24 protein-coding genes, 1 tRNA gene and 1 riboswitch are annotated in these 26,135 nt (G+C 63.1%); of the genes, 14 read left to right on the forward strand and 11 right to left on the reverse strand.

Annotation, left to right across the window (positions count from 1 at the left end; genetic code table 11):
- Window positions 1-22 precede the first annotated feature (22 nt).
- A complete protein-coding gene (galE, locus tag NLY33_RS01390) occupies window positions 23-1,018 on the reverse strand; it encodes a UDP-glucose 4-epimerase GalE (protein WP_023703423.1) in 996 nt (331 codons plus the stop codon).
- A 279-nt stretch (window positions 1,019-1,297) separates the two neighbouring features.
- Between galE and hemA the strand changes: the two genes are divergently transcribed.
- Window positions 1,298-2,575 carry a 5-aminolevulinate synthase gene (gene hemA / locus NLY33_RS01395; protein ID WP_023703424.1) on the forward strand — a complete coding sequence of 426 codons (1,278 nt, stop codon included), beginning with the start codon at window positions 1,298-1,300 and terminating at the stop codon, window positions 2,573-2,575.
- 18 nt (window positions 2,576-2,593) lie between these two features.
- On the opposite strand, the gene NLY33_RS01400 is transcribed toward hemA, so the two are convergent.
- On the reverse strand, window positions 2,594-3,760 hold the full coding sequence (locus tag NLY33_RS01400) for a pyridoxal phosphate-dependent aminotransferase (RefSeq protein ID WP_023703425.1): 1,167 nt from the start codon (window positions 3,758-3,760) through the stop codon (window positions 2,594-2,596).
- Window positions 3,761-3,918: 158 nt separating this feature from the next.
- Complete coding sequence (gene mscL, locus NLY33_RS01405; protein WP_023681933.1) at window positions 3,919-4,338, reverse strand: large conductance mechanosensitive channel protein MscL; 420 nt, start codon at window positions 4,336-4,338, stop codon at window positions 3,919-3,921.
- A gap of 251 nt (window positions 4,339-4,589) precedes the next feature.
- Here mscL and NLY33_RS01410 point away from each other — a divergent pair, with 251 nt between their 5' ends.
- Window positions 4,590-8,099, forward strand: a complete 3,510-nt coding sequence (locus NLY33_RS01410) for a PAS domain-containing hybrid sensor histidine kinase/response regulator (RefSeq protein WP_023703426.1) — start codon at window positions 4,590-4,592, stop codon at window positions 8,097-8,099.
- Window positions 8,100-8,164: 65 nt separating this feature from the next.
- Here the strand turns inward: NLY33_RS01410 and NLY33_RS01415 are convergent, their stop codons facing one another.
- Window positions 8,165-8,824: a response regulator transcription factor gene (locus tag NLY33_RS01415; RefSeq protein WP_023703427.1), complete on the reverse strand. Its 660-nt coding sequence runs from the start codon at window positions 8,822-8,824 to the stop codon at window positions 8,165-8,167.
- Window positions 8,825-8,957: 133 nt separating this feature from the next.
- Entirely contained in the window at window positions 8,958-9,392 is a 435-nt protein-coding gene (locus tag NLY33_RS01420) for a hypothetical protein (RefSeq protein ID WP_023703428.1), read from the reverse strand.
- A gap of 105 nt (window positions 9,393-9,497) precedes the next feature.
- Between NLY33_RS01420 and NLY33_RS01425 the strand changes: the two genes are divergently transcribed.
- From NLY33_RS01425 to NLY33_RS01435, 3 genes are all read left to right on the forward strand, one after another.
- Complete coding sequence (locus NLY33_RS01425; protein WP_023703429.1) at window positions 9,498-9,848, forward strand: DUF952 domain-containing protein; 351 nt, start codon at window positions 9,498-9,500, stop codon at window positions 9,846-9,848.
- Complete coding sequence (locus NLY33_RS01430; protein ID WP_023703430.1) at window positions 9,845-10,921, forward strand: quinone-dependent dihydroorotate dehydrogenase; 1,077 nt, start codon at window positions 9,845-9,847, stop codon at window positions 10,919-10,921. The genes NLY33_RS01425 and NLY33_RS01430 overlap by 4 nt, the downstream gene beginning before the upstream one ends.
- Before the next feature lie 115 nt (window positions 10,922-11,036).
- Entirely contained in the window at window positions 11,037-11,351 is a 315-nt protein-coding gene (locus NLY33_RS01435) for a hypothetical protein (RefSeq protein WP_023703431.1), read from the forward strand.
- Window positions 11,352-11,354: 3 nt separating this feature from the next.
- Here NLY33_RS01435 and NLY33_RS01440 read toward each other — a convergent pair whose 3' ends face one another.
- Entirely contained in the window at window positions 11,355-12,692 is a 1,338-nt protein-coding gene (locus tag NLY33_RS01440; protein WP_023703432.1) for an MATE family efflux transporter, read from the reverse strand.
- Window positions 12,693-12,908: 216 nt separating this feature from the next.
- Between NLY33_RS01440 and NLY33_RS01445 the strand changes: the two genes are divergently transcribed.
- Window positions 12,909-13,811 (forward strand): histone deacetylase family protein, encoded by a 903-nt coding sequence (locus tag NLY33_RS01445; protein ID WP_023703433.1) that lies wholly within the window; start codon window positions 12,909-12,911, stop codon window positions 13,809-13,811.
- A gap of 67 nt (window positions 13,812-13,878) precedes the next feature.
- Here NLY33_RS01445 and NLY33_RS01450 read toward each other — a convergent pair whose 3' ends face one another.
- On the reverse strand, window positions 13,879-14,142 hold the full coding sequence (locus NLY33_RS01450) for a DUF6460 domain-containing protein (RefSeq protein WP_023696688.1): 264 nt from the start codon (window positions 14,140-14,142) through the stop codon (window positions 13,879-13,881).
- Window positions 14,143-14,325: 183 nt separating this feature from the next.
- On the opposite strand from NLY33_RS01450, the gene NLY33_RS01455 reads away from it, so the two are divergent.
- Window positions 14,326-14,399: transfer RNA gene (locus tag NLY33_RS01455), tRNA-Gly, on the forward strand.
- Between the two features lie 4 nt (window positions 14,400-14,403).
- Here NLY33_RS01455 and NLY33_RS01460 read toward each other — a convergent pair.
- Window positions 14,404-15,411: a LysR family transcriptional regulator gene (locus NLY33_RS01460; protein ID WP_023669640.1), complete on the reverse strand. Its 1,008-nt coding sequence runs from the start codon at window positions 15,409-15,411 to the stop codon at window positions 14,404-14,406.
- A 293-nt stretch (window positions 15,412-15,704) separates the two neighbouring features.
- Between NLY33_RS01460 and chvE the strand changes: the two genes are divergently transcribed.
- The 6 genes from chvE to NLY33_RS01490 all read left to right on the forward strand — a co-directional run bounded on the left by chvE (window position 15,705) and on the right by NLY33_RS01490 (window position 21,415).
- A complete protein-coding gene (gene chvE, locus NLY33_RS01465) occupies window positions 15,705-16,775 on the forward strand; it encodes a multiple monosaccharide ABC transporter substrate-binding protein (RefSeq protein WP_023681943.1) in 1,071 nt (356 codons plus the stop codon).
- 152 nt (window positions 16,776-16,927) lie between these two features.
- Window positions 16,928-18,460 (forward strand): multiple monosaccharide ABC transporter ATP-binding protein, encoded by a 1,533-nt coding sequence (gene mmsA / locus NLY33_RS01470; RefSeq protein WP_027049369.1) that lies wholly within the window; start codon window positions 16,928-16,930, stop codon window positions 18,458-18,460.
- Window positions 18,457-19,743, forward strand: coding sequence for a multiple monosaccharide ABC transporter permease (gene mmsB / locus NLY33_RS01475; RefSeq protein ID WP_023669637.1), 1,287 nt, complete (start codon window positions 18,457-18,459; stop codon window positions 19,741-19,743). The genes mmsA and mmsB overlap by 4 nt, the downstream gene beginning before the upstream one ends.
- Window positions 19,744-19,945: 202 nt before the next feature.
- Window positions 19,946-20,941: an AraD1 family protein gene (gene araD1, locus NLY33_RS01480; RefSeq protein ID WP_023669636.1), complete on the forward strand. Its 996-nt coding sequence runs from the start codon at window positions 19,946-19,948 to the stop codon at window positions 20,939-20,941.
- A 34-nt stretch (window positions 20,942-20,975) separates the two neighbouring features.
- Window positions 20,976-21,140, forward strand: a complete 165-nt coding sequence (locus NLY33_RS01485; RefSeq protein WP_023708172.1) for a hypothetical protein — start codon at window positions 20,976-20,978, stop codon at window positions 21,138-21,140.
- On the forward strand, window positions 21,140-21,415 hold the full coding sequence (locus NLY33_RS01490; RefSeq protein ID WP_023708173.1) for a hypothetical protein: 276 nt from the start codon (window positions 21,140-21,142) through the stop codon (window positions 21,413-21,415). The genes NLY33_RS01485 and NLY33_RS01490 overlap by 1 nt, the downstream gene beginning before the upstream one ends.
- A gap of 17 nt (window positions 21,416-21,432) precedes the next feature.
- Here NLY33_RS01490 and NLY33_RS01495 read toward each other — a convergent pair whose 3' ends face one another.
- Window positions 21,433-22,203, reverse strand: a complete 771-nt coding sequence (locus NLY33_RS01495; protein WP_023703437.1) for an ABC transporter substrate-binding protein — start codon at window positions 22,201-22,203, stop codon at window positions 21,433-21,435.
- Window positions 22,204-22,304: 101 nt separating this feature from the next.
- Complete coding sequence (locus tag NLY33_RS01500) at window positions 22,305-23,399, reverse strand: 2'-deoxycytidine 5'-triphosphate deaminase (protein ID WP_023699517.1); 1,095 nt, start codon at window positions 23,397-23,399, stop codon at window positions 22,305-22,307.
- A gap of 140 nt (window positions 23,400-23,539) precedes the next feature.
- Window positions 23,540-23,617: riboswitch (SAM riboswitch) on the forward strand.
- A 57-nt stretch (window positions 23,618-23,674) separates the two neighbouring features.
- Here NLY33_RS01500 and NLY33_RS01505 point away from each other — a divergent pair.
- Complete coding sequence (locus NLY33_RS01505; protein WP_023669633.1) at window positions 23,675-24,865, forward strand: O-succinylhomoserine sulfhydrylase; 1,191 nt, start codon at window positions 23,675-23,677, stop codon at window positions 24,863-24,865.
- 11 nt (window positions 24,866-24,876) lie between these two features.
- Here NLY33_RS01505 and NLY33_RS01510 read toward each other — a convergent pair whose 3' ends face one another.
- Complete coding sequence (locus NLY33_RS01510) at window positions 24,877-26,028, reverse strand: ceramide glucosyltransferase (protein WP_023703438.1); 1,152 nt, start codon at window positions 26,026-26,028, stop codon at window positions 24,877-24,879.
- Window positions 26,029-26,135 lie beyond the last annotated feature (107 nt).

The raw sequence follows: 26,135 nt of genomic DNA on the forward strand, positions 1-26,135 counted from the left end.
CGAGCCCTCGGAAGTGCCCGGCTCAGCCCCGCGCGGAGTTCTTGCCGGTGAGGATACGCTCCCAGGCGAGCGCATCGGCGACGATCTGGTCGAGGTCGTCGCGTTGCGGGGTCCAGCCGAGTTCGGCGCGTGCAAGGTCCGAATTGGCAACCACGGCGGCGGCGTCGCCGGGGCGCCGGTCGCCCATCTTGACCTCGAAATCCCGGCCGAAGGCGCGCCGCACGCTGTCGATGACCTCGAGCACCGAATAGCCGTGGCTGTAGCCGCAATTGGCGACGAGGCTGCCGCCGCCGGCGCGCAGGCGCTGCAGCGCCAGCCGGTGCGCCGCAGCCAGGTCGCTGACATGGATATAATCGCGCATGCAGGTGCCGTCCGGCGTCGGATAATCGGTGCCGAACACCTGCATGAAGGGGCGTTTGCCGAGCGCGGTCTCGCAGGCGACCTTGATCAGATGCGTGGCGCCAGGCGTCGACTGCCCCGTCCGGCCCCTGGGATCGGCGCCGGCGACGTTGAAGTAGCGCAGCGCCGTGTAGCGCAAGGGATGCGCAAGCGCTGCATCGCGCAGCATCCATTCGCTCATCAGCTTGGACTGGCCGTAGGGCGATTCCGGCGCCAGGCGGGCATCCTCACGCACCGGCTCCAGGCCGGCGCCGCCATAGACGGCGGCGGTCGAGGAGAAGATGAAATGCGGCACGCCCTCGCGCACCGCGGTTTCGATCAGCGTGCGGGTCTTGGAGGTGTTATTCTCGTAATAAGCGAGCGGGTCGGCAACCGACTCCGGCACCACGATGGAACCGGCGAAGTGGATGATCGCGTCGACTTTGTTCTCGCGGATGATCTGGCCGACCAATTCCCTATCGGCGACATCGCCGACGACAAGCTTGGCTTCCGGCGCTACCGCCCACTCGAAGCCGGTGGAAAGGCGGTCGAGAACGACGACGCTCTCGCCGGCATCCAGCAGTTCCCAGACCATGTGGCTGCCGATATAACCGGCGCCGCCCGTTACCAAAACCGTCATCCGTGTCCTCTTTTACTCATGATTTATCGGAAACTGTCTCAATCACCGCCTTACTGGAAAGCCTGCGGCAAGGCCATTAGAAACGCCTGAATGTTAAATCCGTAACAGTCTCACCGGCCTGTGGCATCGTACGGAAACAAAATTGATCCACATCAAGGGAATAGGCCACGATCTGGCATCGTTAGGAACAGGCTTGGGGCGTGGCATTTTGACCAAAACGGCCCGGTGGACGACGAATGGGCCAACGATTATGATCCCGCGCAAAACTGGGAAGGCGACATGAACTATCAGCGGTTCTTCGAGGAAGCGATCGATCAGCTCCACGCCGAGCGGCGCTACCGGGTTTTCGCCGATCTCGAGCGCATTGTCGGCAAGTTTCCGCGCGCTATCTGGCGTTCCAACGGCCGCGCCGAGGAAATCACCGTCTGGTGCTCCAACGACTATCTCGGCATGGGCCAGAACCCCGATGTCATCGCCGCTTTCCAGAACGCGGCCGGCAAGATGGGTTCGGGCGCCGGCGGCACCCGCAACATTTCCGGCACCTCGAACCCGTTGGTCGAGCTTGAGTTGGAACTGGCCGACCTGCACGACAAGGAAGCCGCGCTCGTCTTCACCTCCGGCTTCGTCTCCAACGAGGCCTCGATCTCGACCATTGCGCGGCTTTTGCCCAATTGCCTGATCATTTCGGACGAGCTCAACCATGCCTCGATGATCGAAGGCGTGCGGCGCTCGGGTGCCGAAAAGAAGATTTTCCGCCACAACGACGTCGCGCATCTCGAAAGCCTGCTGCAGGCGGCGGGCCGCGAACGCGCCAAGCTGATCGTGTTCGAGAGCGTCTATTCGATGGATGGCGACATCGCGCCGATCAAGCAGATCGTCGAGCTCGCCGAACGCTGCAACGCCATGACCTATATTGACGAGGTCCATGCCGTCGGCATGTACGGACCGCGCGGCGGCGGCATCACCGAGCGCGAGGGGCTGGCCGACCGCATCGACATCATCGAAGGCACGCTGGCCAAGGCATTCGGCACGCTGGGCGGCTATATCGCCGGCAACAGCGCCGTCATCGACGCGGTGCGCTCCTATGCTCCGGGCTTCATCTTCACCACGGCGCTGCCGCCGGCCGTCGCCGCCGCCGCCACCACGTCCATCCGCCACCTCAAGCGCTCGCAGGCCGAGCGCGATGCGCAACAGCGCCAGGCGTCGCGGACCAAGGAGGTTCTGTCTGCAGCCGGCCTGCCGGTGATGGAATCGCCGACACACATCGTGCCGGTGCTGGTCGGTGACCCCGAACTCTGCAAGATGGCCAGCGACCGTCTGCTCGGCGTACACGGCATCTACATCCAGCCGATCAACTATCCGACCGTGCCGCGCGGCACCGAGCGGCTGCGCATCACCCCGACGCCGTTCCATACCGATGCGCTGATTGCGGGACTTCAGGACGCGCTGATCGAGACATGGGATGCGCTCGGCATTCCCTACGGCTCCGCCGGACGGCCCACTGTCGCCAAGAGCGACCGGATTGTGCCGCTGCTGGTGCCGAAGTCGGGCGGCTGAAGCCGCCGGCCATTTATCTCAAACCGTCCTCATCCATCCCGCCAAGCGATGTGCCGCTTCCTCGAGCTGGTCGAGGCGGCGGTGGAAGCACAGGCGCAAAAACGCCTCTCCGCCAGGGCCGAAGGCGGTGCCCGGCGCCAGGCCGACATTGGCCTTGTCGACGATGTCGAAAGCAGCCCGGTGCGGATCGGTGATGCCGTCGACCGTGAAAAACAAATAGAACGCGCCTTGCGGCACGGTGAAGCGCGCTTTGCCGGTTGCGCCGAGAATATCGCAGACCAGGTCGCGCGCTCTCCTGGCGCGCTCCACCTGCTCGACGATGAAGGCATCACCGTGGTCCAGCGCCGCGACGGCGCCGCGCTGCATGAACTGGGCGACGCCTGAGGTCGAATACTGGATCAGGTTCTCGAACACCTGCTGCAGCTCGGGATGGGTCTTGATCCAGCCGACGCGCCAGCCGGTCATCGCCCAGTTCTTGGAAAAGGAGTTGACGAACAGGATGCGGTCTTCCGCGGTCGAAATGTCGAGGAAGGACGGCGCACGGCCGTGGCCGTAGTGGAACAGCGAATAGATCTCGTCGGCGATGATCCACAGGCCCTTTTGGCGGGCGAGATTCAGGATCGCCTGCAGCGTTTCCTTATCGGCCGTCCAGCCGGTGGGGTTCGATGGCGTGTTGACGAACAGCGCCTTGGTGCGCGGCGTCACCGCAGCCGCAATCTTGTCGACATCGCAGGACCAGCCATTGCCCGACTGGTCGAGCGTGACCGCAACCGGGGTAGCGCCGGAAATACCGGCGGCGGCGGCGAAATTCGGCCAGGCCGGGGAGAGATAGACCACCTCGTCGCCGCTGCCGGCGACCGCGGCTAATGCCAACTGAATGGCATGCATGCCGGAACCGGTGGCGATGAATTCCTCTTCGGCGAAGCTCTTGCCGAAATGCCTGGCATAGTAGCGGGAAAGCGCTTGCCTCAGCTCCGGAATGCCTTTCTGCCAGGTGTAGAAGGTCTCGCCATTGGCGAGCCCCTTGGCGGCGGCTTCCGAAATGAAGGCAGGCGTCGGCAAATCGCCTTCACCGGCCCAGAGCGGGATCATGCCCTCGCGCGTACGGCCGTAATTGACGACGGCGACAATGCCGCTTTCGGGGGCGGCCACCGCTTCGGCGCGCAAGCTATCGATCAGGGTCACGAACAGGTCCGTTTTGATGTCTGCTTTGATGCATGTCATTATCCAGAACCGCTGCGCACTTATGGGCGACATGCATTGGCGGATGCTCTTAGCAGATGCGGCAACAGAAAACCCCGGCCGCGAACGACCGGGGTTTTGGTCCAGAAATCTGGCCTTGTCTATTTCCTGGCGAGGAGATCGCGAATTTCGGTGAGCAAAGCGACGTCGGCCGGTGGCGGAGCCGCAGGTGCGGCCGGCTTCTCCCGCTCGAGCCGCTTGCGCATGTTGTTCACGGCCTTGACCATCAGGAAGATGATGAAAGCCAGGATGACGAAATTCAGCGCCACGGTGATAAAATTGCCGTAGGCGAACACCGCGCCTTCCTTACGCGCGTCGGCAAGATTGGTCGAATGCACTGTTGATGAGAGGCCTATGAAGTAGTTGGAAAAGTCGACGCCACCAAGTGCGCCGATGAAAGGCATGATGATGTCATTGACAAGAGAATCGACGATCTTGCTGAAGGCCGCGCCGATGATGACGCCGACCGCAAGGTCCATCACATTTCCTTTGGAAATGAATTCCTGGAATTCTTTCAGCATTCGACCCTCCTTGTCATGACGGACCGCGCTGCCGCCGTCCCTCCGGCGTCGGCCCGTGCGCACCATAACAAAAACCTGCGGTTGCAACAGAAGCAAAAGCTGGAAAACACCGCTTTCTCCTTACCTTAGGTCACGGTTCGACAGGGCGGCGTCGCGGCCATGCGCCGAAAGCCGCGATGGACTTGACCTTAGAGCTGTGATTGCCTCTGGGCAGGCCGGGGTGAAAGCTGGCCGAGGAGGATTTTCGGGCCGTGCAGGGCTGGTTCATCGTCATCATTGCGGTCGCCTATGTAACGCTGCTGTTCGTCATCGCCAGCCTCGGCGACCGGCGTTCAACGGCGTTGGGACCCGGCCGCGCCCGGCCCTTCATCTATGCGCTCAGCCTCGCCATCTACTGCACCTCCTGGACCTTCTTCGGCTCGGTCGGCCTGTCGTCCGAGCGCGGCCTCGAATTTTTGGGCATCTACACCGGGCCGGTGCTGGTGTTCGTGTTCGGCTTTCCGCTGCTCAATCGCATCGTGCGGCTGGCCAAGAGCGAGAAGATCACCTCGATCGCCGACTTCCTCGGCGCGCGCTACGGCAAGAGCTTTGCCGTCTCGGCGATCGCCACGCTGATCGCCACCATCGGCGCGGTGCCCTATATCGCACTGCAATTGAAGGCGATCTCCGGTTCGGTCGGCCTGATGGTCGAGCATTATACGGGATCGCCGCCCTCCTTCGATCCCTTCGTCAGCGACATCTCGCTGGTGGTGGCCATGCTCTTGGCGCTGTTTGCGGTGCTGTTCGGCACCCGCCATGCCGACGCCACCGAGCACCAGGACGGGCTGGTGCTGGCGGTGGCGGTCGAAACCGTGGTCAAGCTCGCCGCCTTCCTGGCGATCGGCCTGATGGTCACCTTCCTGATCTTCGGTGGCCCGGGCGACATGATCGACAAGCTGGCCGAAAACAGCCAGGTGCGGCAAGCCATGGGCTACAACACCTCGCTCGCCACCTGGCTGGTGCTGACTTGCCTGAGCGGCTTTGCCATCATCATGCTGCCGCGCCAGTTCTACGTCACCATCGTCGAGAACCGCGGCGAGGCCGAACTGCGCACCGCGACCTGGGTGTTTCCGCTCTATCTCGTGGCGATAAACCTGTTCGTGCTGCCGATCGCCTTCGCCGGCCTGGCGCTGGTCGGCGCCAAAACCACCAGTGACCTCTATGTGCTGGCGCTGCCCTTGTTCGGCGGCCATGACTTCCTCGCCATGGCCGCCTTCATCGGTGGGCTGTCGGCGGCGACCGCCATGGTGATCGTCGAAAGCGTGGCGCTGTCGATCATGATCTCCAACGACCTCGTCATCCCGCTGTTCGTGCGCCGCCTGCTCAAGACCACGACCTCTGAGAATGAGGATTGGTCGACGCTGATCCTCAACGTGCGGCGCGGCGCCATCTTCATCCTATTGTTCATCGCCTTCCTCTACTACCGCGAAAGCACCAACTCGGCGCGGCTGTCGTCGATCGGCCTGATGTCGTTCGCGGCAATCGCCCAATTCGCGCCGGCGCTGATCGGCGGGCTGATCTGGCGCGGCGCCAATGGCCGCGGCGCGGCCCTTGGCATGGTCGCCGGCATCCTCGTCTGGGGCTATACGCTGCTTTTGCCGTCGCTCTCGGCAGCCGACGCGGACATCGTCGTGCAGGGGTTGTTCGGTTTCGAGGCGCTGCGGCCGCAGGCTCTGTTCGGCACCGTCGCCGAACCGTTGAACCACGGCGTGCTCTGGAGCCTGTCGGTCAACACGCTGTTCTTCGTGCTCGGCTCGCTGTCGCGCGCGTCAGTGCCGCTGGAGCGGATCCAGGCGTCGATCTTCGTGCCGCGCGAATCCGGCCCGATGCCCAGCCTGCGCCGCTTCCGCACCGCCATCACCGTCAACGTGCTGAAAGACACCATCTCGCGCTACCTCGGCGTCGAGCGCACCGAGCGCTCCTTCCAATCCTTCGAGAAAAGCAATGGCGTCTCGCTGCACGGCAATGAGCAGGCCAGCATGGATGTCATCCGCTTTTCCGAGCAGCTGCTGGCGAGCGCGGTCGGCTCGTCTTCGGCGCGGCTGATCCTGTCGCTGCTGTTTCGCCGCAACGACCGCGAGTCCAAGGACGCCTTTCGCCTGCTCGACGACGCCACCGAAGCGCTGCAGCACAATCGCGACCTGCTGCAGATCGCGCTCGACCAGATGGAGCAGGGCATCACCGTATTCGACCGCGATTTTCGTCTGATCTGCTGGAACAGACAATATCGCGCGCTGTTCGACCTGCCCGACGAGATGGGCCAGGTCGGCGTCTCGCTCGACCGCATCCTGCGCCACCTCGCCGAGCGCGGCGATATTCCGGCCGACCAGCGCGTGGCGATGCTCAACCGGCTGACCAGTTTCGTCAGCCCGTGGCAGATGGAGTTGAAGACCAGCGGCCGCATCCTCGAACTGCGCTCAAACCCGATGCCGGACGGCGGAATCGTCGCCACCTATGCCGACATATCAGGACGCGTCGAACAGGATTTGGCGCTGAAGCGGGCCAATGAATCGCTGGAGCAGCGGGTCAAGACGCGCACCATCGAACTGACTAGAGTCAACGAGGAGTTGACCCGGGTCAATGAGGAGCTGGCGCAGGCGCAGATGCTGGCCGAGGAGGCTAATCTGGGCAAGACGCGCTTCCTCGCCGCCGCTGGCCACGATATCCTGCAGCCGCTGAACGCCGCCCGGCTCTACTGCTCGTCGCTGATCGAAAAGGCCGGCAAGGGCCCGGCGGGCAAGGCCGCCGTCAACATCGAATCCTCGCTCGAATCGGTCGAGACGATCCTGGGTGCCGTGCTGGACATTTCGCGGCTCGACGCCGGCGCCATGAAGCCGGATGACAGCGCCTTCCGGCTGGACGGGCTGCTGCGCCAGATCGGCAACGATTTTCAGCCGCTCGCCGCCGAAAAGAAACTCGATCTGACGATCATGGCCTCATCGCTCATCGTGATGACAGATCGCAATCTCTTACGCCGGCTGATCCAGAACCTGGTCTCCAACGCCATCAAATACACGCGCCATGGCCGCATCCTGGTCGGTGTGCGCCGGCGCGGCGAGCTTGCCGAAATCCAGGTGATCGACACCGGCATCGGCATTGCCGGCGACAAGCTGAACACGGTCTTCAACGAATTCACCCGGCTCGACGAAGGCGTGCGCGAGGCTGAAGGTCTCGGCCTCGGCCTCTCCATCGTCGACCGCATTGCCCGGGTGCTGCGGCTTGAGATCCAGATCTTTTCCAACGCCGGCAAGGGCACGCGCTTTTCGGTCATCCTGCCGGTTGCTTCGGTTGAAGCGCCGCGGCGCGAGGTCGAGCCCAAGGCGCCGGCCCGCGCCACCGCATCGCTCGCCGGACTGCATGTGCTGTGCGTCGACAACGATGCCCGCATCCTCGACGGCATGCGGCTTTTGCTCGAAGGCTGGGGCTGCAGCGTCGGCACGTTTTCCGGCTCGGAGGATTTCGCCAGGGCCGACATCCATCGGCCCGACATCGTGCTTGCCGACTATCATCTCGATGGCAGAAGCGGCCTCGACATCATCGCGCGCCTGCGTGACATCCATGGTTCGGACCTGCCGGCCGTGCTGGTCACCGCCGACCGCTCCACCGAGGTCCGTGCCGCTGCCGCCGCCATTGACGTGCCGGTGATCAACAAGCCGCTGAAGCCGGCCGTGCTACGCTCGATGATGGCCAGGGTCAGGCCGCTGGCGTCGGCGGCCGAGTAGAGTCCTATCTCTTTGTTTTTGCGCAATTCCCAAGGGAAAGCGCTACGCACTTTCCTGGAATAGCTTTAGCCTGCTGGCTGCAACGGATCGCTGCCGATCTTGGACAGCTGGATCACCGCCTGGGTGCGGCTGTCGACGCCGAGTTTCTGCAGGATGGCCGAGACATGCGCCTTTACAGTCGCTTCGGAGACGCTGAGTTCGTAGGCGATCTGCTTGTTGAGCAGGCCTTCGGCCAGCATGCCGAGGACACGCGTCTGCTGCGGCGTCAGCGCCTGCAGCCGCTTGATCAGGTCGGATATTTCGGGGTCGCGCTCGACGCCGAGGTCGATGCCGACGGGCGCGGCGATATCGCCGGCCAGCACCGTCTGCACGGCGCCGCGGATCTCCTCCATGCTGGCCGATTTGGAGATGAAGCCGGATGCGCCGAGATCGAGCGCGCGCCGGATGGTCACCGGGTCGTCGTGGGCCGACACCACCACCAGCGGCACCGCCGGGTGGATGCCGCGCAGCGCGATCAGACCGGACAGGCCGCTGGCGCCCGGCATCGACAGGTCGAGCAGCACCAGGTCGACATCCTCATTGGCCACGACCAGGGCCTTGGCACTTTCGAAATCGCCGGCCTCGTGAATGGCGGCGACATCGCCGACGCCGGCAAGTGCCTCTTTCAAGGCGCCGCGGAACAGCGGATGGTCGTCGGCAATGACGAAGGTGTAGCCCGACGGCAAATGTTCCTCCCCAAATCCCGTTGTTGCCCAAACTTCGTTATCGATTGACGGCTTTTACGGGATCGGACGATTATGCGGCGAAGCGCTTTGTTTTCAAGCGGCAATGGCCGGACGGCACTTTGCGCCGGGCAGCTCAGGTCTTTTGCGAGTTGAGCTTGGCGCCGTCGCCATTGTCCTTGTCCATCTCCTTGACGATGCCCATGAAGCCACGCAGCATGCGCTCCATATAGCTCATCGTCTTGTCGAAATCCTCTTCGCTCGGCAATTTCGACTCGAGACGGGCCGACAGCGAATTCTCCAACCTGGCGACGCGTTCGTCCATGGCCTTCATCGAGGCCTGCAAACGCTCGACCTCGTCCTGGAAGGCGGCGCGTTCGTCGGCCGCCATCTTGCAGACGAGCTCGCCGGAGCGCTCCTCGCAGATCGACATGGCGCCGGTCCGGGTGTCCATGCGGACATAGCCGTTGGCCGCTTTTTCCAGCCGGTAGTGGTCGGTCTCTTCGGACCAGGCCGACGCCGCGACCAGCGAGACCAGTGCGGCGGGGATCAGTATGTGCTGCAGACGCATGTTCCATCCTCCACGAGCCAGGGTGCGCAACCTATCACAGCTTTGCGCCGTAAATGCGGACGAGTTGCCCTTCCCCGCATGATCGGTTCGGATTATAGCGCAACCATGTCTCAGATTATCTACAAGATCGCGCCCGAAGCGCTTTGGCGCGCGGCCGAGAAAAACGGCCGCTTCACCGGCGCTCCGATCGACGTCGCCGACGGCTTCATCCACTTCTCCACTGCTGATCAGGCCAGGGAGACGGCGGCGAAGCATTTCGCCGGCCAGACGGATTTGCTGCTGATCGCCATCGACGGGGCGCTGCTCGGTGACGCGCTGAAATACGAGGTCTCGCGCGGCGGCGCGCTGTTTCCGCATCTCTATGGCGTGCTCGATATGAGCGCCGTGCTGTGGGTGAAACCATTGCCGCTCGGCGCTGATGGCGCACACCAGTTTCCGGCGCTGGAGGCCGAATGAGCGTGTTCGATCGCATCGGCCAGAAACTGCTGTTCACCTTCGATCCGGAAACGGCGCATGGCATGTCGATCGCGGCGCTGCGCTGCGGTCTGCCGGTCGGCGCGCGGACGGTGCGCGACGACAGGTTGAAGCTCAGCCTCTGTGGCATCGCCTTCCCCAATCCGCTCGGCATGGCCGCAGGCTATGACAAGAATGCCGAGGTGCCTGACGCGCTGCTTAGCCTCGGCTTCGGCTTTGCCGAAGTCGGCACCGTGACGCCGCTGCCGCAGGCCGGCAATCCGAAGCCGCGCATTTTCCGGCTGGCTGAGGATGATGCGGTGATCAACCGGCTGGGTTTTAACAATGAGGGCCACGAAGCGGCCGAGATGCGCCTTGCCGCGCGCAAGGGACGCGTCGGCATCGTCGGCGTCAACATCGGCGCCAACAAGGACAGCGCCGATCGTGTCCATGACTATGAGCTCGGCGTCTCCCGCTTTGCGAAATACGCCAGTTATCTCACCGTCAACATCTCGTCGCCCAACACGCCCGGCCTGCGCAACATGCAGGCGCGCGAACAGCTCGGCGAACTTCTGGGTCGCGTCATATCGGCCCGTGGCTCGGCATCGGCCCAGCCACCAATCTTTCTCAAGGTCGCACCCGATCTGGTCGAGGCCGAGCTGGAAGACATCGCCGCCGAAGTGACCGAAAAGCAGATCGACGGCGTCATCGTCTCCAACACGACGCTCTCGCGATCCGGATTGCGTAGCCCAAGCGGCGCCGGCGAGACCGGCGGTCTCTCGGGAAAACCGCTGTTCGAGCGTTCGACCATCGTGCTGGCCAAGATGCGTCGGCTGCTCGGGCCGGAGCGCGCCGTCATCGGCGTCGGCGGCGTCGATTCCGCCGAGACCGCGCTGGAGAAAATCCGCGCCGGCGCCGACCTCGTGCAGCTCTACACCGGCATGGTCTATGCCGGACCGGCGCTGCCCGGCCGCATCCTTGCCGGCATGGCGAAGTTCGCCGACAGGGAACAGCTGACGTCCTTGCGCGGCCTGCGCGATAGCCGGCTCGGCGAATGGGCGGCAAAGCCGCTTTGATTTGACGGCCAAGCTACGCCGTTGATCCGCAGCGAACGTGGCCGCTGTCCGATCTGATGCTATATTTAGAGCACACAAGACCTGTCAGCGTCTTCGATTGAAAAGCGAGGCTGCAATGCCATTGACTGCGGTTTTCATTCTTGCGTCCATGGCTGCTCCTTTTGGCAATGGTCAACTGGAGCCCTATGTGCGGCAACTTTGCCAGGCCGCCGCTGGGAATGCCTTGCCCGCGAACGTCTCGTCGACCGCTGCATTGCAGTCAGCGGCCGTTTGCTTCTTTGTCTATTCCGATATGCCTTCTGCCGAGCAGCCCGCCAAAAACTGCAATGCAGTCGTAGCGGCGCTTGCGCCTTCCGACCACGAGATTGCCATGGACGTTTGCGAGGCAGCAGGCGAGCTGACAAGAAATTGGGCCAATGGCCGTTTCTAAGCGCTAAAACGCCGTGCGCAACCGGAGCCGCAGGATGGCCAGCAGGCTGAAGCCGCGCACCAGCAGGAAGACGTGCAGCGCCGCCCACAGGCCGTGATTGCCGAGAGACGGCGCCAAGCTGAACAATGCGGCGCTGAAGGCCAGGAACGACACCAGCATCATGTTGCGCATCTCGCGCGACCAGGTAGCGCCGATGAAGACGCCGTCCATCTGGAAGGCCAGCACGCCGCTCAGCGGTGTCAGTGCCGCCCACGGCAGATAGATGTCGGCAACAGCACGAACATCCGGCGACGTGGTGATCAACGAAATCAGGCCGGCGCCGCCGAGCCAGAAGATCAGCGTGGCGGTTCCGGCGAGGCCGAACCCCCAGAATAAGGTCAGACGTACCGCCCGGCGGAACGCCGTCTCGGCACGTGCGCCGATCGCGCGTCCCGCCAACTGTTCGGCCGCGGTGGCGAAACCGTCGAGAAAATAGCCGGCGACGAGGAAGAAGTTCATCAGCACGGCATTGGCGGCCAGCGTCAGCGTGCCGAACTGCGCGCCCTGGCGGGTGAACAGCGCGAAAGCGGCGAGCAGCGAGAACGAGCGGATCATGATATCGCGGTTGAGCGACAGCATGCGCAGGAAAGCGGGCATGTCGAGCAGGCGATGCCGCGGCAGGCGGGGTGCGGCCCGGAAGCGCCAGACAACGATGGCGAGACCCAGCAGCATGGCCAGACATTCGCCGGTGACGGTCGCCCAGGCCACGCCGGCGACGCCCCAGCCAAGCTTCAGGCCGAGCAGGATGCAAAGCACGATGTTGATGCCGTTGAGCACCGCCTGCAGCATCAGCCCAAGCCCGCCCTCGCCGCGTCCAAGGACATAGCCGAGGATGGCGTAGTTGATCAGCGTGAAGGGGGCGGCGAGCATTCTGATGTGGATATAGACGCCCATCGCCTCGCCGACGCGCGCTTCGCCGCCGATGAATTTCTGGCCGGCGATGGCAATCAGCGGCGCAAGGACGACAAGCACGATGCCGGCGGCGACCGCGATCAGCACGGCGCGCCAGAACACCGCCTGCTCCTCCAGTTCGTCGCCGCGCCCAAACGCCTGGGCGACGAGGCCGGTGGTACCGGAGCGCAGGAAATTGAAGGTGCTGAAGACCACGTCGAAGACCAGCGCCCCGGCCGCCAGGCCGCCGAGCAGGGCGGCATCGCCGAACTGCCCGACCACCGCCGTGTCGACGATGCCGAGCAGCGGCGTCGTCAGATAGGCGAGCGTCATCGGCACGGCGATGGCGAGCACCGAACGGTTGGTGACGGCGAAGGGTCTCGCGTCGGCTGGGATTGCACCCGTGTCCAGGGGACTGCTGCCTTGCTGATTGCGGCTTGATCGAACAGCCGATGTGCCCCATTTTCCGGCCACCGCGCAATCACTCTTGCCGTGACGGCCAACCGAAATGTTCTTCTGGCGCGAGCCCGCCGGATCCGAGTACTGGTTTTAAGCAATTCCTAGGGGAAGCGCTACGCGCTTCTCCCGGGAAAACCGCTGCACACTTTTCCTGGAATTGCTTTAGCCATGCCCCTGCAGATCGTCCATCATCCCGACTACGATGCCGGCTTCGCCGTCAATCATCGCTTTCCGATGAGCAAATATCCGGTGCTGATGCAGGCCTTGCATATCAGGGGTCTGATCCATGCGGGGGCGCTGTCGATGCCCGAGCCGGCGCCGGCCTCCTGGCTGAAGCTCGCCCATGCGGCTGATTATGTCGACCAGGTCATCACGTGTTCAGTGCCTGAAAAGATCGAGCGCGAGATCGGCTTTCCCGTGGGACCGCGCGTTTCGCTCAGGGCGCAACTCGCCGCCGGCGGCACGGTGCTGGCGGCGCGACTGGCGCTTATCGATGGCATTGCCTGCAACAGCGCCGGCGGCAGCCACCATGCGCGGCGCGCGCAAGGCGCGGGCTTCTGCACCTTCAACGATGTTGCCGTCGCTTCGCTGGTGCTGCTAGCCGAAGACGCGGTGAAAAACATCCTGATCGTCGATCTCGATGTGCATCAGGGCGACGGCACCGCGGACATCCTGAAAGACGAGCCACGCGCGTTCACCTTTTCCATGCATGGCGAGCGCAATTATCCGGTGCGCAAGATTGCCTCCGATCTCGACGTTGCGCTGCCGGACGGCACCGGCGATGGCGCCTATCTCGAACGGCTGGGTGTCCTCCTGCCGGAGCTCTCGGCCAAGGCGCACTGGGACATCGTCTTCTACAATGCCGGTGTCGACGTGCATGCCGAGGACCGGCTCGGCCGGCTATCGCTCAGCGATGACGGCGTGCGTGCCCGCGACGCCATGGTGATCGGTCATTTCCGCGCGCTGGGCATCCCGGTCTGCGGTGTCATCGGCGGCGGCTATTCGACCGATGTCGCAGCGCTCGCGGCGCGCCACGCCATCCTGTTCGAGGTGGCGTCGGAGTTTGCCTGAGTGGCCTTTGGTTTGAGCACAATCTTTTCCGAAAACCGGTTTCCACTTTTCGGGATCGTGGTCCGCTTCACTTCCGGTAGTTCGCGAGCCTGAGCAGGATGAACACCGGCACGACGATCGCGGCGCCGAGCAGGATATAGCCCAAGAAGCGATAGACCGCGTTGAAGCCGAGGTTCCAAAGATCGATGAAGAAACCCTGGATGCGGTAGAAGACGTCCATCGGCGTCCAGCCGAACGCATTCATGACCAGGCCGACCAGGAACGACACGACCAGCAGCTTGACGATCACCCTGACGGGCGAGTCACCGAGAAAGCGCGTCACTGTGGACAAGGGGCCTGCCTCCAAATTCGGGTGCCCCGGATTTGGGGGTACAGGGGCACGAATACGCACTTGCTGCGCCCGCATCAAGGCAGGCGGACTGGCGCAATCGGTCGGGGTTTCCAACAGCCGTTTCCGAAGAGCTGTCCAAGGCGATTGCCCGAAGCACGCCCGTCATGATATCGAGGAGCCGACGCGGGTATGATGTAATGGTAGCTTGTCAGCTTCCCAAGCTGAACGCGAGGGTTCGATTCCCTCTACCCGCTCCAGTTCCTATCCCACTTCCCGCAAGATAAAATCGTGCAGCATCTTGGCCGCCGGCGACAAGACTCGGTTCTTCACCGTGATCAGGCTGTAGGGCCGGACCTCGATGTCGAACTCGGTCTGGACGACGTCGATGGCGCCGGCGAGACCGTCGGGGTTCTGGATGAATTTTGCCACCTGGATCGACACCGGGGCGATGGCGTCGGACTGCGCCACCATGACCAGGGTGAGCAGCAGCGACGAGGTGTTGAGGATGCGGTCCGGCAGGGCGATGTTGCGGTTCAGGAAATTGCTCTCCATCGCCTGGCGCAGCGGCGACCCGCCCGACTGGAACACCCAGTCGAAGGCGGCGGTGTCCTCCAGCCGCACCGCCCTCCCATTGTTAAGAGGATGGCCATTGCTCAGCGGGTGGCCGCGACGCACGATCAGGCAGGCCTTCTCGACGCCGATGACGCGCGATTCGAACAGCCGCGGATTGAGGTCTTCGGGAACACGGGCGATGATGAAATCATGGCGCGTGGCGATCAGTTCGCGCGCCAGCACATTCGACGTCTCGACCTGCATGGTAATCTCGATGCGCGGATAAAGGCGGCGTATCTCGCGGATCGCCGGGACCGCCAGTTCGATCGCCGGCGCCGTCACCGCGCCAAGGAACACCGAGCCGCCCTTGCCGGCCTTGAGCTCCGATATTTCGCGGTCGGCCTCGCGCATTTCGAGCAGGATCGAGCGCGCGCGCCGGGCCAGCGCCTTGCCGTAAGGGGTGAGCGTGATGCCGCGCGGCAGCCTTTCGCACAGCTTGACCTCGAGCACCGCTTCCATCTCGGAAATCATGCGCGAGGCCGCCGGCTGCGAGATGTTCATCACCTGGGCGGCCGCGCTCACCCGACCGTGATCGTCCAGCGCTGCGATCATGCGCATGTGACGCAGGCTCAAGCCACTGCGCAGAAGTGTCTCGCCATCGCCCGGCAATTCATCGTAACCGCTTGAAATTCCCTGAGGACCTCGTAAAGCCGCCATGCCTTTTCCCGCTTCCGCCACTGTTCCAGCCCGGTCTCGTCATATACCGGTTTTGGTATAGCAACCACCGAAGATCGCATTTGACAGTTATGGCAAAGGGTCACACTTTCGCGCGTCCTCAAGACTTGACGGTCGATGACGAGCAAAATCGTATCGATTTAAATCAAGACTGAGGGCCGATTGGGAGGATACCGGAGATCGATTATGACGGCGGCGGCGCTTTGGCGCATCCGCCCGACTGCGCGGCCCGCGAAGCCCCGAGGTGTCGCGTCCATCAACCAGGGAGAGTTTACGTGAAAATTATCAAGACACTGGCCGCCGTCGCGGCCCTTGGCATCGCTGCCATGACCTACTCGGCGCATGCAGCCGACAAGGGTCTTGTCGGCGTGCTGATGCCGACCAAGACCTCGCAGCGCTGGATCAATGACGGCGATGCCGTCAAGTCCCAGCTCGAAGCTCTCGGCTACACGGTCGACCTGCAGTACGCGCAGGACGACATCCCCAACCAGCTCAGCCAGCTGGAAAACGAAATCACCAAGGGCCCGAAGGCGCTGATCATCGCTTCGATCGACGGCACGACCCTGTCGGACGCGCTGCAGAAGGCCGCTGACGCCGGCGTCGTCGTCGTCGCCTATGACCGCCTGATCAAGAAGACCGCCAATGTCGATTACTACACCACCTTCGACAATTTCGGCGTCGGCGTGATCCAGGCGAACTCGCTGGTCAAGGGCCTCAAGGAGCGCTTCCCGAACACCAAGCCGTGGAACGTCGAACTGTTCGGCGGCTCGCCGGACGACAACAACGCCTTCTTCTTCTACAACGGCGCAATCTCGGTGCTGCAGCCGCTGATCGATGACGGCTCGATCAAGATCAAGTCCGGCCAGACCGGCATGGACAAGGTCGGCACGCTGCGCTGGCTCGCCGCCACCGCCCAGGCGCGCATGGACAACCTTCTGTCGGCCAACTACTCGGACGGCAGCCGCGTCGATGGCGTTCTTTCGCCCTATGACGGCCTGTCGCGCGGCATCACCGCTTCGCTGCGCGCCGTCGGTTACGGCACCGACGCCCAGCCGTGGCCGATCGTGACCGGCCAGGACGCCGAGACTGCTTCGGTCAAGCTGATCATCACGGGCGAGCAATACTCGACCGTGTTCAAGGACACCCGCGAACTGGCCAAGGCCACCGTCGAACTCGTCGACAAGGTGCTCTCGGGCGGCAAGCCGGACGGCCTCGATGAAAAGACCTACAATAACGACGTCAAGGTCGTTCCCTCGATCCTTTTGACGCCGCATGAGGTCGACAAGTCGAACTACCAGGCACTGGTCGTCGACTCCGGCTACATCAAGGCCGACGAACTGAAGTAATCCGTTTATAAAGACAGGGGTCCTGCGCGACGCAGGACCCCTTTCCGTTCACAAGCGACCCCGGTATTGTTTCTACCGGACTTTATTTCCGTGCATGTCGTTGTCTCAAACCGCAAGCACTTTTGAGCGACATGCAACAGGAGGAGCTTGCCCTGATGACGACGATTTTGGAGATGCGCGACATCACCAAGACGTTCCCCGGCGTGAAGGCGCTGTCGAACGTCAACCTCAGCGTCGAAGAAGGCGAGATCCACGCCGTGGTTGGCGAGAACGGCGCCGGCAAGTCGACGCTGATGAAGGTTCTGTCGGGCGTCTATCCCGCCGGCACATATGACGGCCAGATCATTTTTCAGGGTCAGGAATGCCAGTTCAAAGGTATCCATGACAGCGAACACAAGGGCATCGTCATCATCCACCAGGAGCTAGCGCTGGTGCCGATGCTGTCGATCACCGAAAATATCTTCCTCGGCAACGAAAACGCCCGATACGGCGTCATCGACTGGGATGCCAACGAGGCGCGCACCGCTGCCCTGTTGAAGAAGGTGGGCCTCAAGGAGGACCCCAAGACACTGATCACCAATATCGGCGTCGGCAAGCAGCAGCTGGTCGAGATCGCCAAGGCGCTGAGCAAGGACGTCAAGCTTTTGATCCTCGATGAGCCGACCGCGTCGCTCAGCGAGAAAGACAGCCAGGCGCTGCTCGATCTTCTGCTCGAATTCAAGCGACAAGGCATGACCTCGATCCTGATCTCGCACAAGCTCAACGAGATCAACCGGGTCGCCGACAAGGTAACCGTCATCCGTGACGGGCGCACCATCGAGACGCTGGCCAAGAAGGATATCTCCGAAGACCGCATCATCACCTCGATGGTCGGCCGTTCGCTCGACGACCGCTATCCGCCGCGCGAGCCCAAGATCGGCGAAGTCGTGTTCGAGGTGAAAAACTGGTCGGTCTATCACCCGCTCCATGCCGAGCGGCAGGTGATCAAGGGCATCGACATCAATGTGCGCAAGGGCGAGGTGGTCGGCATCGCCGGGCTGATGGGCGCCGGCCGCACCGAATTCGCCATGAGCCTGTTCGGCCGCTCCTATGGCCGCCGCATCACCGGCGAAGTGCTGCTCAAGGGCAAGCCGGTCGATGTCTCCTCGGTAAGCAAGGCGGTCCAACACGGCATCGCCTATGTCACCGAGGACCGCAAGACCTACGGCCTGAACCTCATCGATCATATCAAGCATAACATTACGCTGGCCAATCTCGACGGCGTGTCGCGCCACAGCGTGATCGACGACATGCGCGAACTTGCGGTCGCCAACGACTATCGCAAGAAGACCAATATCCGTGCGTCAAGCGTCTATCAGATGACCGGCAATCTTTCCGGCGGCAACCAGCAGAAGGTGGTGCTGTCGAAATGGCTGTTTGCCGATCCTGACGTGCTGATCCTCGACGAGCCGACACGCGGCATCGATGTCGGCGCCAAGTATGAAATCTACACGATCATCGCGCGCCTTGCCTCGGAGGGTAAGGCGATCGTGGTCATCTCGTCGGAAATGCCGGAATTGCTGGGGATTACCGACCGCATCTACGTCATGAACGAAGGGCGCATGGTGGGAGAAATGCCGGCGGCGGAAGCAAGCCAGGAAAAGATAATGCGCGCCATCGTCCGGGGAGAAGGAAAAGCAGCATGAGCACCGAAAGCGCCCCCGCCCCGCAGGGCAACGTCGCCGACGAACAGCGCCCGCGCATCGCCGTCTCGGCGCTGGCGACGAATTTACGCGAATACGGACTGATCATAGCCCTGATCGTCATCATGCTGTTCTTCCAGTTCACCACGTCGGGGACGTTGTTCAAGCCGGTAAACCTCAGCAATCTGGTGCAGCAGAACTCCTTCATCATCGTGATGGCGCTGGGCATGCTGCTGGTGATCGTATCGGGCTATATCGACCTCAGCGTCGGATCGGTCGCCGGTTTCATTGGCGCGCTGGCGGCAAACATGATGGTCATCTGGCAACTCGGACCGCTGAGCAATCCCCTGGTGGTTTCGATCGTCTGCCTGGTCGCGGGTGGCCTGATCGGCGCCGCGCAAGGGTATTGGATCGCCTATCACCGGATACCGAGCTTCATTGTCACGCTGGCCGGCATGCTGATCTTCCGCGGCATTTGCCAGGCGTTGCTTGGCGGCGGCTCGTCGGTGGGTCCGCTTCCCGACGACTTCAAGATGCTCAGCTCCGGCTTCATCCCGGATGTGATCGGCCCACTGACGCTCGTCCCGCCGGTCGTGAACGCAGCCGGCAAGACCATCATGGGCAGCGGCGTGACCCTGCACATGACGACGGTCGTGCTGGGGCTGATCGCCGTGCTCGCCTATGCCTATTTCGGGGTCCGCACCCGGCGCAAACGAGAACGCCATGGTTATGAGGCCGAGCCCTTCACCCTGTTCGTCGTCAAGACGCTGGTCGCCAGCGCGCTGGCGCTGTTCCTGGTCTATGAGTTTGCCAGCTACCGCGGCCTGCCCGTGGTGCTGCTGGTCATGGGCGTGCTGATCACGCTGTTCGTCTTCGTCACCAAGCGCATGACCATCGGGAGGCGCATCTACGCCATGGGCGGCAATCCCAAGGCGGCGCAGCTGTCGGGCATCAACACCGAGCGGCTGACGCTGATGGTGTTCATCAATATGGGCGTGCTGTCGGCGCTTGGCGGCCTGATCATCGCGGCTCGTCTCGGCCAGGCGGTCCCGGCGGCGGGTCTCGGCTCGGAGCTCGACGTCATCGCCGCCGTGTTCATCGGCGGCGCCTCGGCGATGGGCGGCGTCGGCCAGGTCATCGGGGCGGTCGTCGGCGGCTTCATCATGGGCGTGATGAACAACGGCATGTCGATCATGGGCGTCAATGTCGACTGGCAGCAGGTGGTCAAAGGCCTGGTGCTGCTCGGCGCCGTGATCTTCGACGTCTACAACAAGAACAAGGCCTGACAAGCTTCAGGCGAGGCAAGCAGGAGGCATACGGTCGCGGTGCAGCCGGCAAATTGTCGGCATAAGAAGTCCCCCGAGGGATGGAGCTCGCGAGCGCAATCCGGACGAAGAGTTCAACCCGTGGCGCGGCGAGGTCCGAGCCGCGCAGGTCAAGGTTTGCCAAGGGGCAACCCGGCCAAGGCACATGAGAGAGGATTTCATCATGCTAATCTCCCAGATCCTCGACGACGCCGAGACCATCCGCGTCGTCGCCCGCAATGGCGGCGGCAAGACCAGGATCATCAACGGCGCCCGCAGCGTCTATTCGCTGGCCATGGAAGCCGCGCGCACCGGAACGGGCCTCGCCGCGCTGATCGAGCGCAAGGGGTTCGGTGAAGCGATAGACCTCGACGCCGTCTACAAGAAGGGCCGGCTGGTGTCGCCGATCAACCATCCCGATCCTGCGCATCTGCATCTGACCGGCACCGGCCTGACCCATCTCGGCTCGGCGGCGACGCGCGATTCCATGCACAAGAAGCTCAGCGATGGCGGCGAGGAGCAGCTTACCGATTCCATGAAGATGTTCCGCATGGGGCTCGAAGGCGGCAAGCCGGCCAAGGGCCAGACCGGCGTGCAGCCGGAATGGTTCTACAAGGGCAACGGCACCATGGCGGTGGCGCCGGGCGCCGCACTGATGTCGCCGGCCTTTGCGCAGGACGCCGGCGAGGAGCCGGAAATCGCCGGCATCTATGTCATCGGCGACGACGGCGCGCCGTTCCGCGTCGGCTTCACGCTGTCGAACGAGTTTTCCGATCATGTTACCGAGCGGGTGAACTATCTGTTCCTGGCACATTCCAAACTGCGCAACGCCTCGTTCGGGCCGGAAATCCTGATCGGCGACCTGCCGGCCGACGTCAGGGGCTCATCGCGAATCTATCGCGACAGCAATTTGCTGTGGGAAAAGCCGTTCCTGTCGGGCGAAGCGAACATGTCGCACACAATCGCCAATCTCGAACATCATCACTTCAAATATTCGGCCTTCCGCCAGCCGGGCGACGTGCATGTGCACATGTTCGGCACGGCGACGCTGTCCTTTGCCGACGGCATCAAGACTCAGGCCGGCGACGTGTTCGAGATCGAGGCCGGGGATTTCGGCCTGCCGCTGCGCAACCCGCTGGAGATCGAGCAGCCGGTGAAGGTGGCGGTGAAGGCGCTTTGAGGCAGCATCACATTTGGGAGCCGGAATGAACGGAATGCGGCTTGTCATTGTGTTCACGGGCGTGGCCCTGTTCCTGACCCAACCGTCGGTGGCCTTTAGCGCCGGCCAGTGCAGCCCGAAGTCCTATCGTGAAGCCCGTTTGGCGATGACGAGCCGTCTTCTGGCAACCGGCTATTCGAAAGCCCAGGTGACTTTCTGATGCGCAACACGGATCACATGACATCAGCGCTTCGCACCGACAGGCTGAACAACAATGGCAAGGTCTGCGGCATCGACTCCGCCAAGGCCCATGTCCTCGGTTGCCTCGACAAGCAGTTGTTCCCGTTGAAGCGCGGCTCAAACGCTTCGCTCGACGAGGTCAAACTGACCGAAGGCTTTTGGGGCAGGAAACGTTTGGCCGCACGCGAACTGCTGTTTATCGGCCATTTTCATGCCTGCCTTGGCGCCGCGAAAGAGTATCTCCTTCGCGGCTGACTCCGGCGGGCCGGAAGTCAATAAATATCGAAATCGAAATACTTGGCCTGGATCTTCTTGTAAGTGCCGTCGGCGACGATGGCGTCTATCGCCGCATTCAGCTTGTCGCGCAGCGCCGTGTCTTCCAGGCGGACAGCGATGCCGGCTTGCGTCTCGGTGCCCTTGACGTCGCCGACAAGCTTGCAGCAGCCTTCGCTCGCCTTCTTCAGCCAGTCCATCAGCACGAACTTGTCGGAGATGACGGCGTCGAGACGGCCGTTCTGCAGGTCGGTGATCGCCTCTTCCTGGGTGGGGTAGAGTTTCGCCTCGGCGCCGGCCTTGCCATAGGCGTCCTGCGCATAGTCGGCCTGGGTGGTCGAGGCCTGCGCGCCCACCGTCTTGCCGGCAAGGGCTGCCGGTTCGGTGGAAGTGAGGTCGCTGTCCTTCGGCGCCACCAGTGCCAGCGGCGTCGTGTAGTATTTGTTGGTGAAGGCGACCTGTTTCTTGCGCTCCTCGGTGATGCTCATCGAGGCGATGATGGCGTCGAACTTTTTCGCCTGCAGCGCCGGGATGATGCCGTCCCAGTCCTGGGTGACGATCTCGCACTCGACCTTCATCTGCGCACACAGCGCATTGGCAATGTCGATGTCGAAGCCCTCGATCTTGCCGTCCGCGGTGATGGTGTTGAAGGGCGGATAGGCGCCCTCGGTGCCGATCTTCAATTTCTCCTGCGCCTCAGCCAGCGAGCCGGCCGACATCACCAGCATGGCAGCGCTCGCTGCCGATATGATCCATCTTGAAATCTGCATTTTGGTTCCCCTTGCGCGCCGTTCTCTTGCCGGCCACCGAAAGGCAGCCAAGCATGGTGAGGCAGCGCAGGCAAGTATTTTGCCTGACGGTGATCGAAGGTTCAGCCGGCGGGGCGGAAATGCTTGGAGAGCTTGAGGCCTTGCGCCTGGTAATTCGAGCCGAGATCGGTGCCGTAAAGCGCCTGCGGCCGCTTCAGCATGTGTTCGTACACCAGCCGGCCGACGATCTGGCCGTGGTCGAGGATGAACGGCACTTCGTGGCTGCGCACTTCGAGCACCGCCCGGCTGCCGGTGCCGCCTGAGGCCGAATGGCCGAAGCCCGGATCGAAGAAGCCGGCATAGTGAACACGGAATTCGCCAACCAGCGGATCGAAGGGCGTCATCTCGGCGGCGTAGAGCGGCGGCACGTGCACGGCTTCGCGGCTGACCAGGATGTAGAACTCGTCCGGGTCGAGCACCAGTTCGCCGGCGCCGCTCTTGTAGAGCGGCTCCCAGAAATCGACGGCATCCTGGGCGGCGCGCTTGTCGACATCGACCAAGCCGGTGTGATGCTTGCCGCGATAGCCGACCAGGCCGTTCTGGTCGCCGTCGAGATCGATCGACAGCGCAATGCCGCCGCCGGAAATGTTGGGCGGCTCGGTCGCCACCAGCATCTCGGCGCGGTGCAATTCGTTCAGTTCTGCCTCCGACAACAGCGCGTTGCCAGTGCGAAAGCGGATCTGCGACAGCCTCGATCCGGCGCGTACGACGATCGGGAAGGTGCGTGGACTGACTTCGAGATAAAGCGGCCCGTGATAGCCGGGGGCGATCTTGTCGAACTCATGGCCGCGATCGGTCATCACCCGGGTGAAGATGTCGAGCCGGCCGGTCGAGCTTTTCGGGTTGGCCGAGGCCGACACGTTTGCGGGCAGCGCCAGGCTTTCGAGCAGCGGCACGATGTAGACGCAGCCGGTTTCCAGCACCGCGCCCTCGGCGAGACTGAATTCGTGCAATTTCAGCCGGTGAAGCTTGTCGGCCACCAGATGATCGGGACCCGGCAGGAAGGAGGCGCGCACGCGAAAAGCCTTGTCGCCGAGCCTGAGATCGAGGCTCGCCGGCTGCACCTGGTCGACATCGAGCGCGCGCGGCGACTTCAGCGCGCCGGACTGAAACAGCGCGGAAATGTCCTGATCGGGAAGAATGCCTGTCTGCCGCAAAAGGCTGGCTCCGCTCCAAGGTCGGTCTCTTTGTGGCAGGTTCTTGCCGCAAAACCGCTGGATATTATTGCGGAACCTGCCTGGTACAAACCTCTTAATGAAGCCGGCAATTGACGCAAGCGCAGGTGAGGTCTAAAGGGTCGTTATCCCGTGGTGATTTGGCCGGTCGGCTTGCAGCCACGTTAAACAAGTCGCTAAAGGACCGTCGGGCCGCAAGGCCATATGGACCGGTTGCGACTTTCGCGGCCGGTTTTTTTGTGTCTGGAACAAAAGCGATGAGCACCAAGAAGCGTAACTGGAAACCTCAGACCGCACTCGTGCACGGGGGAACGCTGCGTTCCCAGTTCGGCGAGACGTCCGAAGCGATGTACCTCACCCAAGGCTATGTCTACGAGACGGCGCAGGCTGCCGAGGCCCGTTTCAAGGGCGAGGAGCCGGGCTTCATCTATTCGCGCTATGCCAACCCTACCGTCGACATGTTCGAAAAGCGCATGTGCGCGCTGGAGGGTGCCGAAGATGCGCGCGCCACGGCGTCCGGCATGGCGGCGGTGACGGCAGCGCTCCTGTGCAGCGCCAAGGCCGGCGACCATATCGTTGCGGCGCGCGCGCTGTTCGGCTCCTGCCGCTGGGTGGTGGAGACGCTGGCGCCGAAATACGGCATCGAGGCAACGCTGGTCGACGGCACCGACATCGCCAACTGGGAAAAGGCGGTGCGGCCGAACACGAAACTGTTCTTCCTGGAAAGCCCGACCAATCCGACGCTGGAAGTGGTCGACATCGCAGCGGTGGCGGCGCTCGCCACCTCGATCGGCGCCAGGCTGATCGTCGACAATGTCTTTGCCACGCCCTTGCAGCAGAAGCCCTTGCAGCTCGGCGCCCATATCGTCGTCTACTCCGCGACCAAGCACATTGACGGCCAGGGACGCTGTCTCGGCGGCATCATCCTGTCGGACAAGAAATGGATCGACGAGAATTTGCACGACTATTTCCGCCACACCGGCCCGAGCCTGTCGCCGTTCAACGCCTGGACGCTGCTCAAGGGCCTGGAGACGCTGCCGGTTCGGGTGCGCCAGCAGACGGAAAGCGCGGCCAAGATCGCGGATTTCCTGGCAGGACGGCCGGAAATCGCCCGCGTCATCTATCCCGGCCGCGCCGACCACCCGCAGGCCGACATCGTCAAGAAGCAGATGACGGGCGGATCGACGCTGATCTGCCTCGACGTGAAGGGCGGCAAGCAGGCGGCCTTCGCCTTGCAGAACGCGCTCGACATCGTGCTGATCTCCAACAATCTCGGCGACGCCAAGAGCCTGATCACCCATCCGGCGACCACCACGCACAAGAACCTCAGCGACGAAGCTCGCGCCGAGCTTGGCATCGGGCCGGGAACGCTCAGGCTGTCGGTCGGTCTTGAGGATACGGACGATCTGCTGGAGGACGTTGCGCAGGCACTGAAGGCAGCCGGGTAGGCCGCGAGGCGTCACGCTCCCGACGAAGCCTCTTCCAGCTCGGCTGCCTTGGTGCCGATGATCATGGTGTTGCCGCGCCAATCGACGGCGCCGCTCAGCCAGCCGCGCGCCCAGATGGCGGGAAGCATCATGTCGCGGACCATCATCGCCGGGACCATGCGCAGCGACAGGTGCCAGCCCTTGGCCGCGGCCAGCGCGCATTCGGGAATGTAGGCCGCCGCCAGCACGGCCAACACCGTGGCCGGCAGGCTGACGCCGGCACTTGCTGCCGCCACCAGCGCCAACGCCAACGGCACGGCGACGCCGGTCAGGATCTCGGGTGCGAAAAACAGCGGGAAAGTGACGCGGCGCAACCGCGCCCAGCGCGCCTGACGCGACCAGATGTCGGCAAGTCGGCGCTGCCCCAGTGGTTGATCGAAAGGCGAGGCAACGAGATTGACGCGCAGGCCCAGTCCGTTGACCAGCTTGGTTGCAGCAGCATCCTCGGCGATCTCGGCGGCCAGCGCACGGATACCGCCACTGGTATCGAGCATCGGCTTGTTCCACAGCATGCTCTTGCCTTGGGCAAAGCCGAGACCGAGCGCCTCGCCGGCATATTGCCAGCGCGCCTGCAGCGTGTTGAGGAACGCGCATTCGACCTCGGCCCAAAAGCCATCCGGCCGAGAGCCGATCGGCGTCGAGCAGATAAGCCCGGTATTGGTCCGCCAGGCCGCCATCAGGTGCTGGACGTAATCCCTTGGCATCAGCACGTTGGAATCCGCCAGAATAACCCAATGATAGCGCGCCGCTTCCCAGCCCTTGACGCAGTTGTTGAGCTTCGGGTTGCTGCTGACGCGGTCGTCGCCGATCAGCAGCCGGGCCGGCACGTTGGGAAACAGGACGATCGCCCTGTTTATCAGTTTGACGACGGGATCGTCGGCGTGAGCGACGCAGAAGATCAGTTCGTAGCGCGGCCAGTCGAGCGAGAAGGCTCGCTGCAGCGTCTCTTGTGTGAACGGCTCCACGCCGCGCGACGGTACGACGATCGAGACCGGTGGCTGCTCGTCGGACGGCGGAGGGATAAGGCGACGCGCTTGCAGTTTCGACGAAGCAAGCAGGATGCTGGCGAGATTGGAAAGAAGCAAAGCGGAGGAAGCGAAGGCGGCTGTGAGAGCTAGTTCCATGAGATCTGGTCACTCCGGAAAGGCCGCTCGCGGCTGCTTTGTCAGTCGACAGATGGGCCTTGAGTCGCCGGCAAGGTTTGCCCACACCAACACTGTCATGTGTCACT

Origin of the sequence: Mesorhizobium sp. C432A (assembly GCF_030323145.1) — a bacterium.
Lineage (GTDB): Bacteria > Pseudomonadota > Alphaproteobacteria > Rhizobiales > Rhizobiaceae > Mesorhizobium.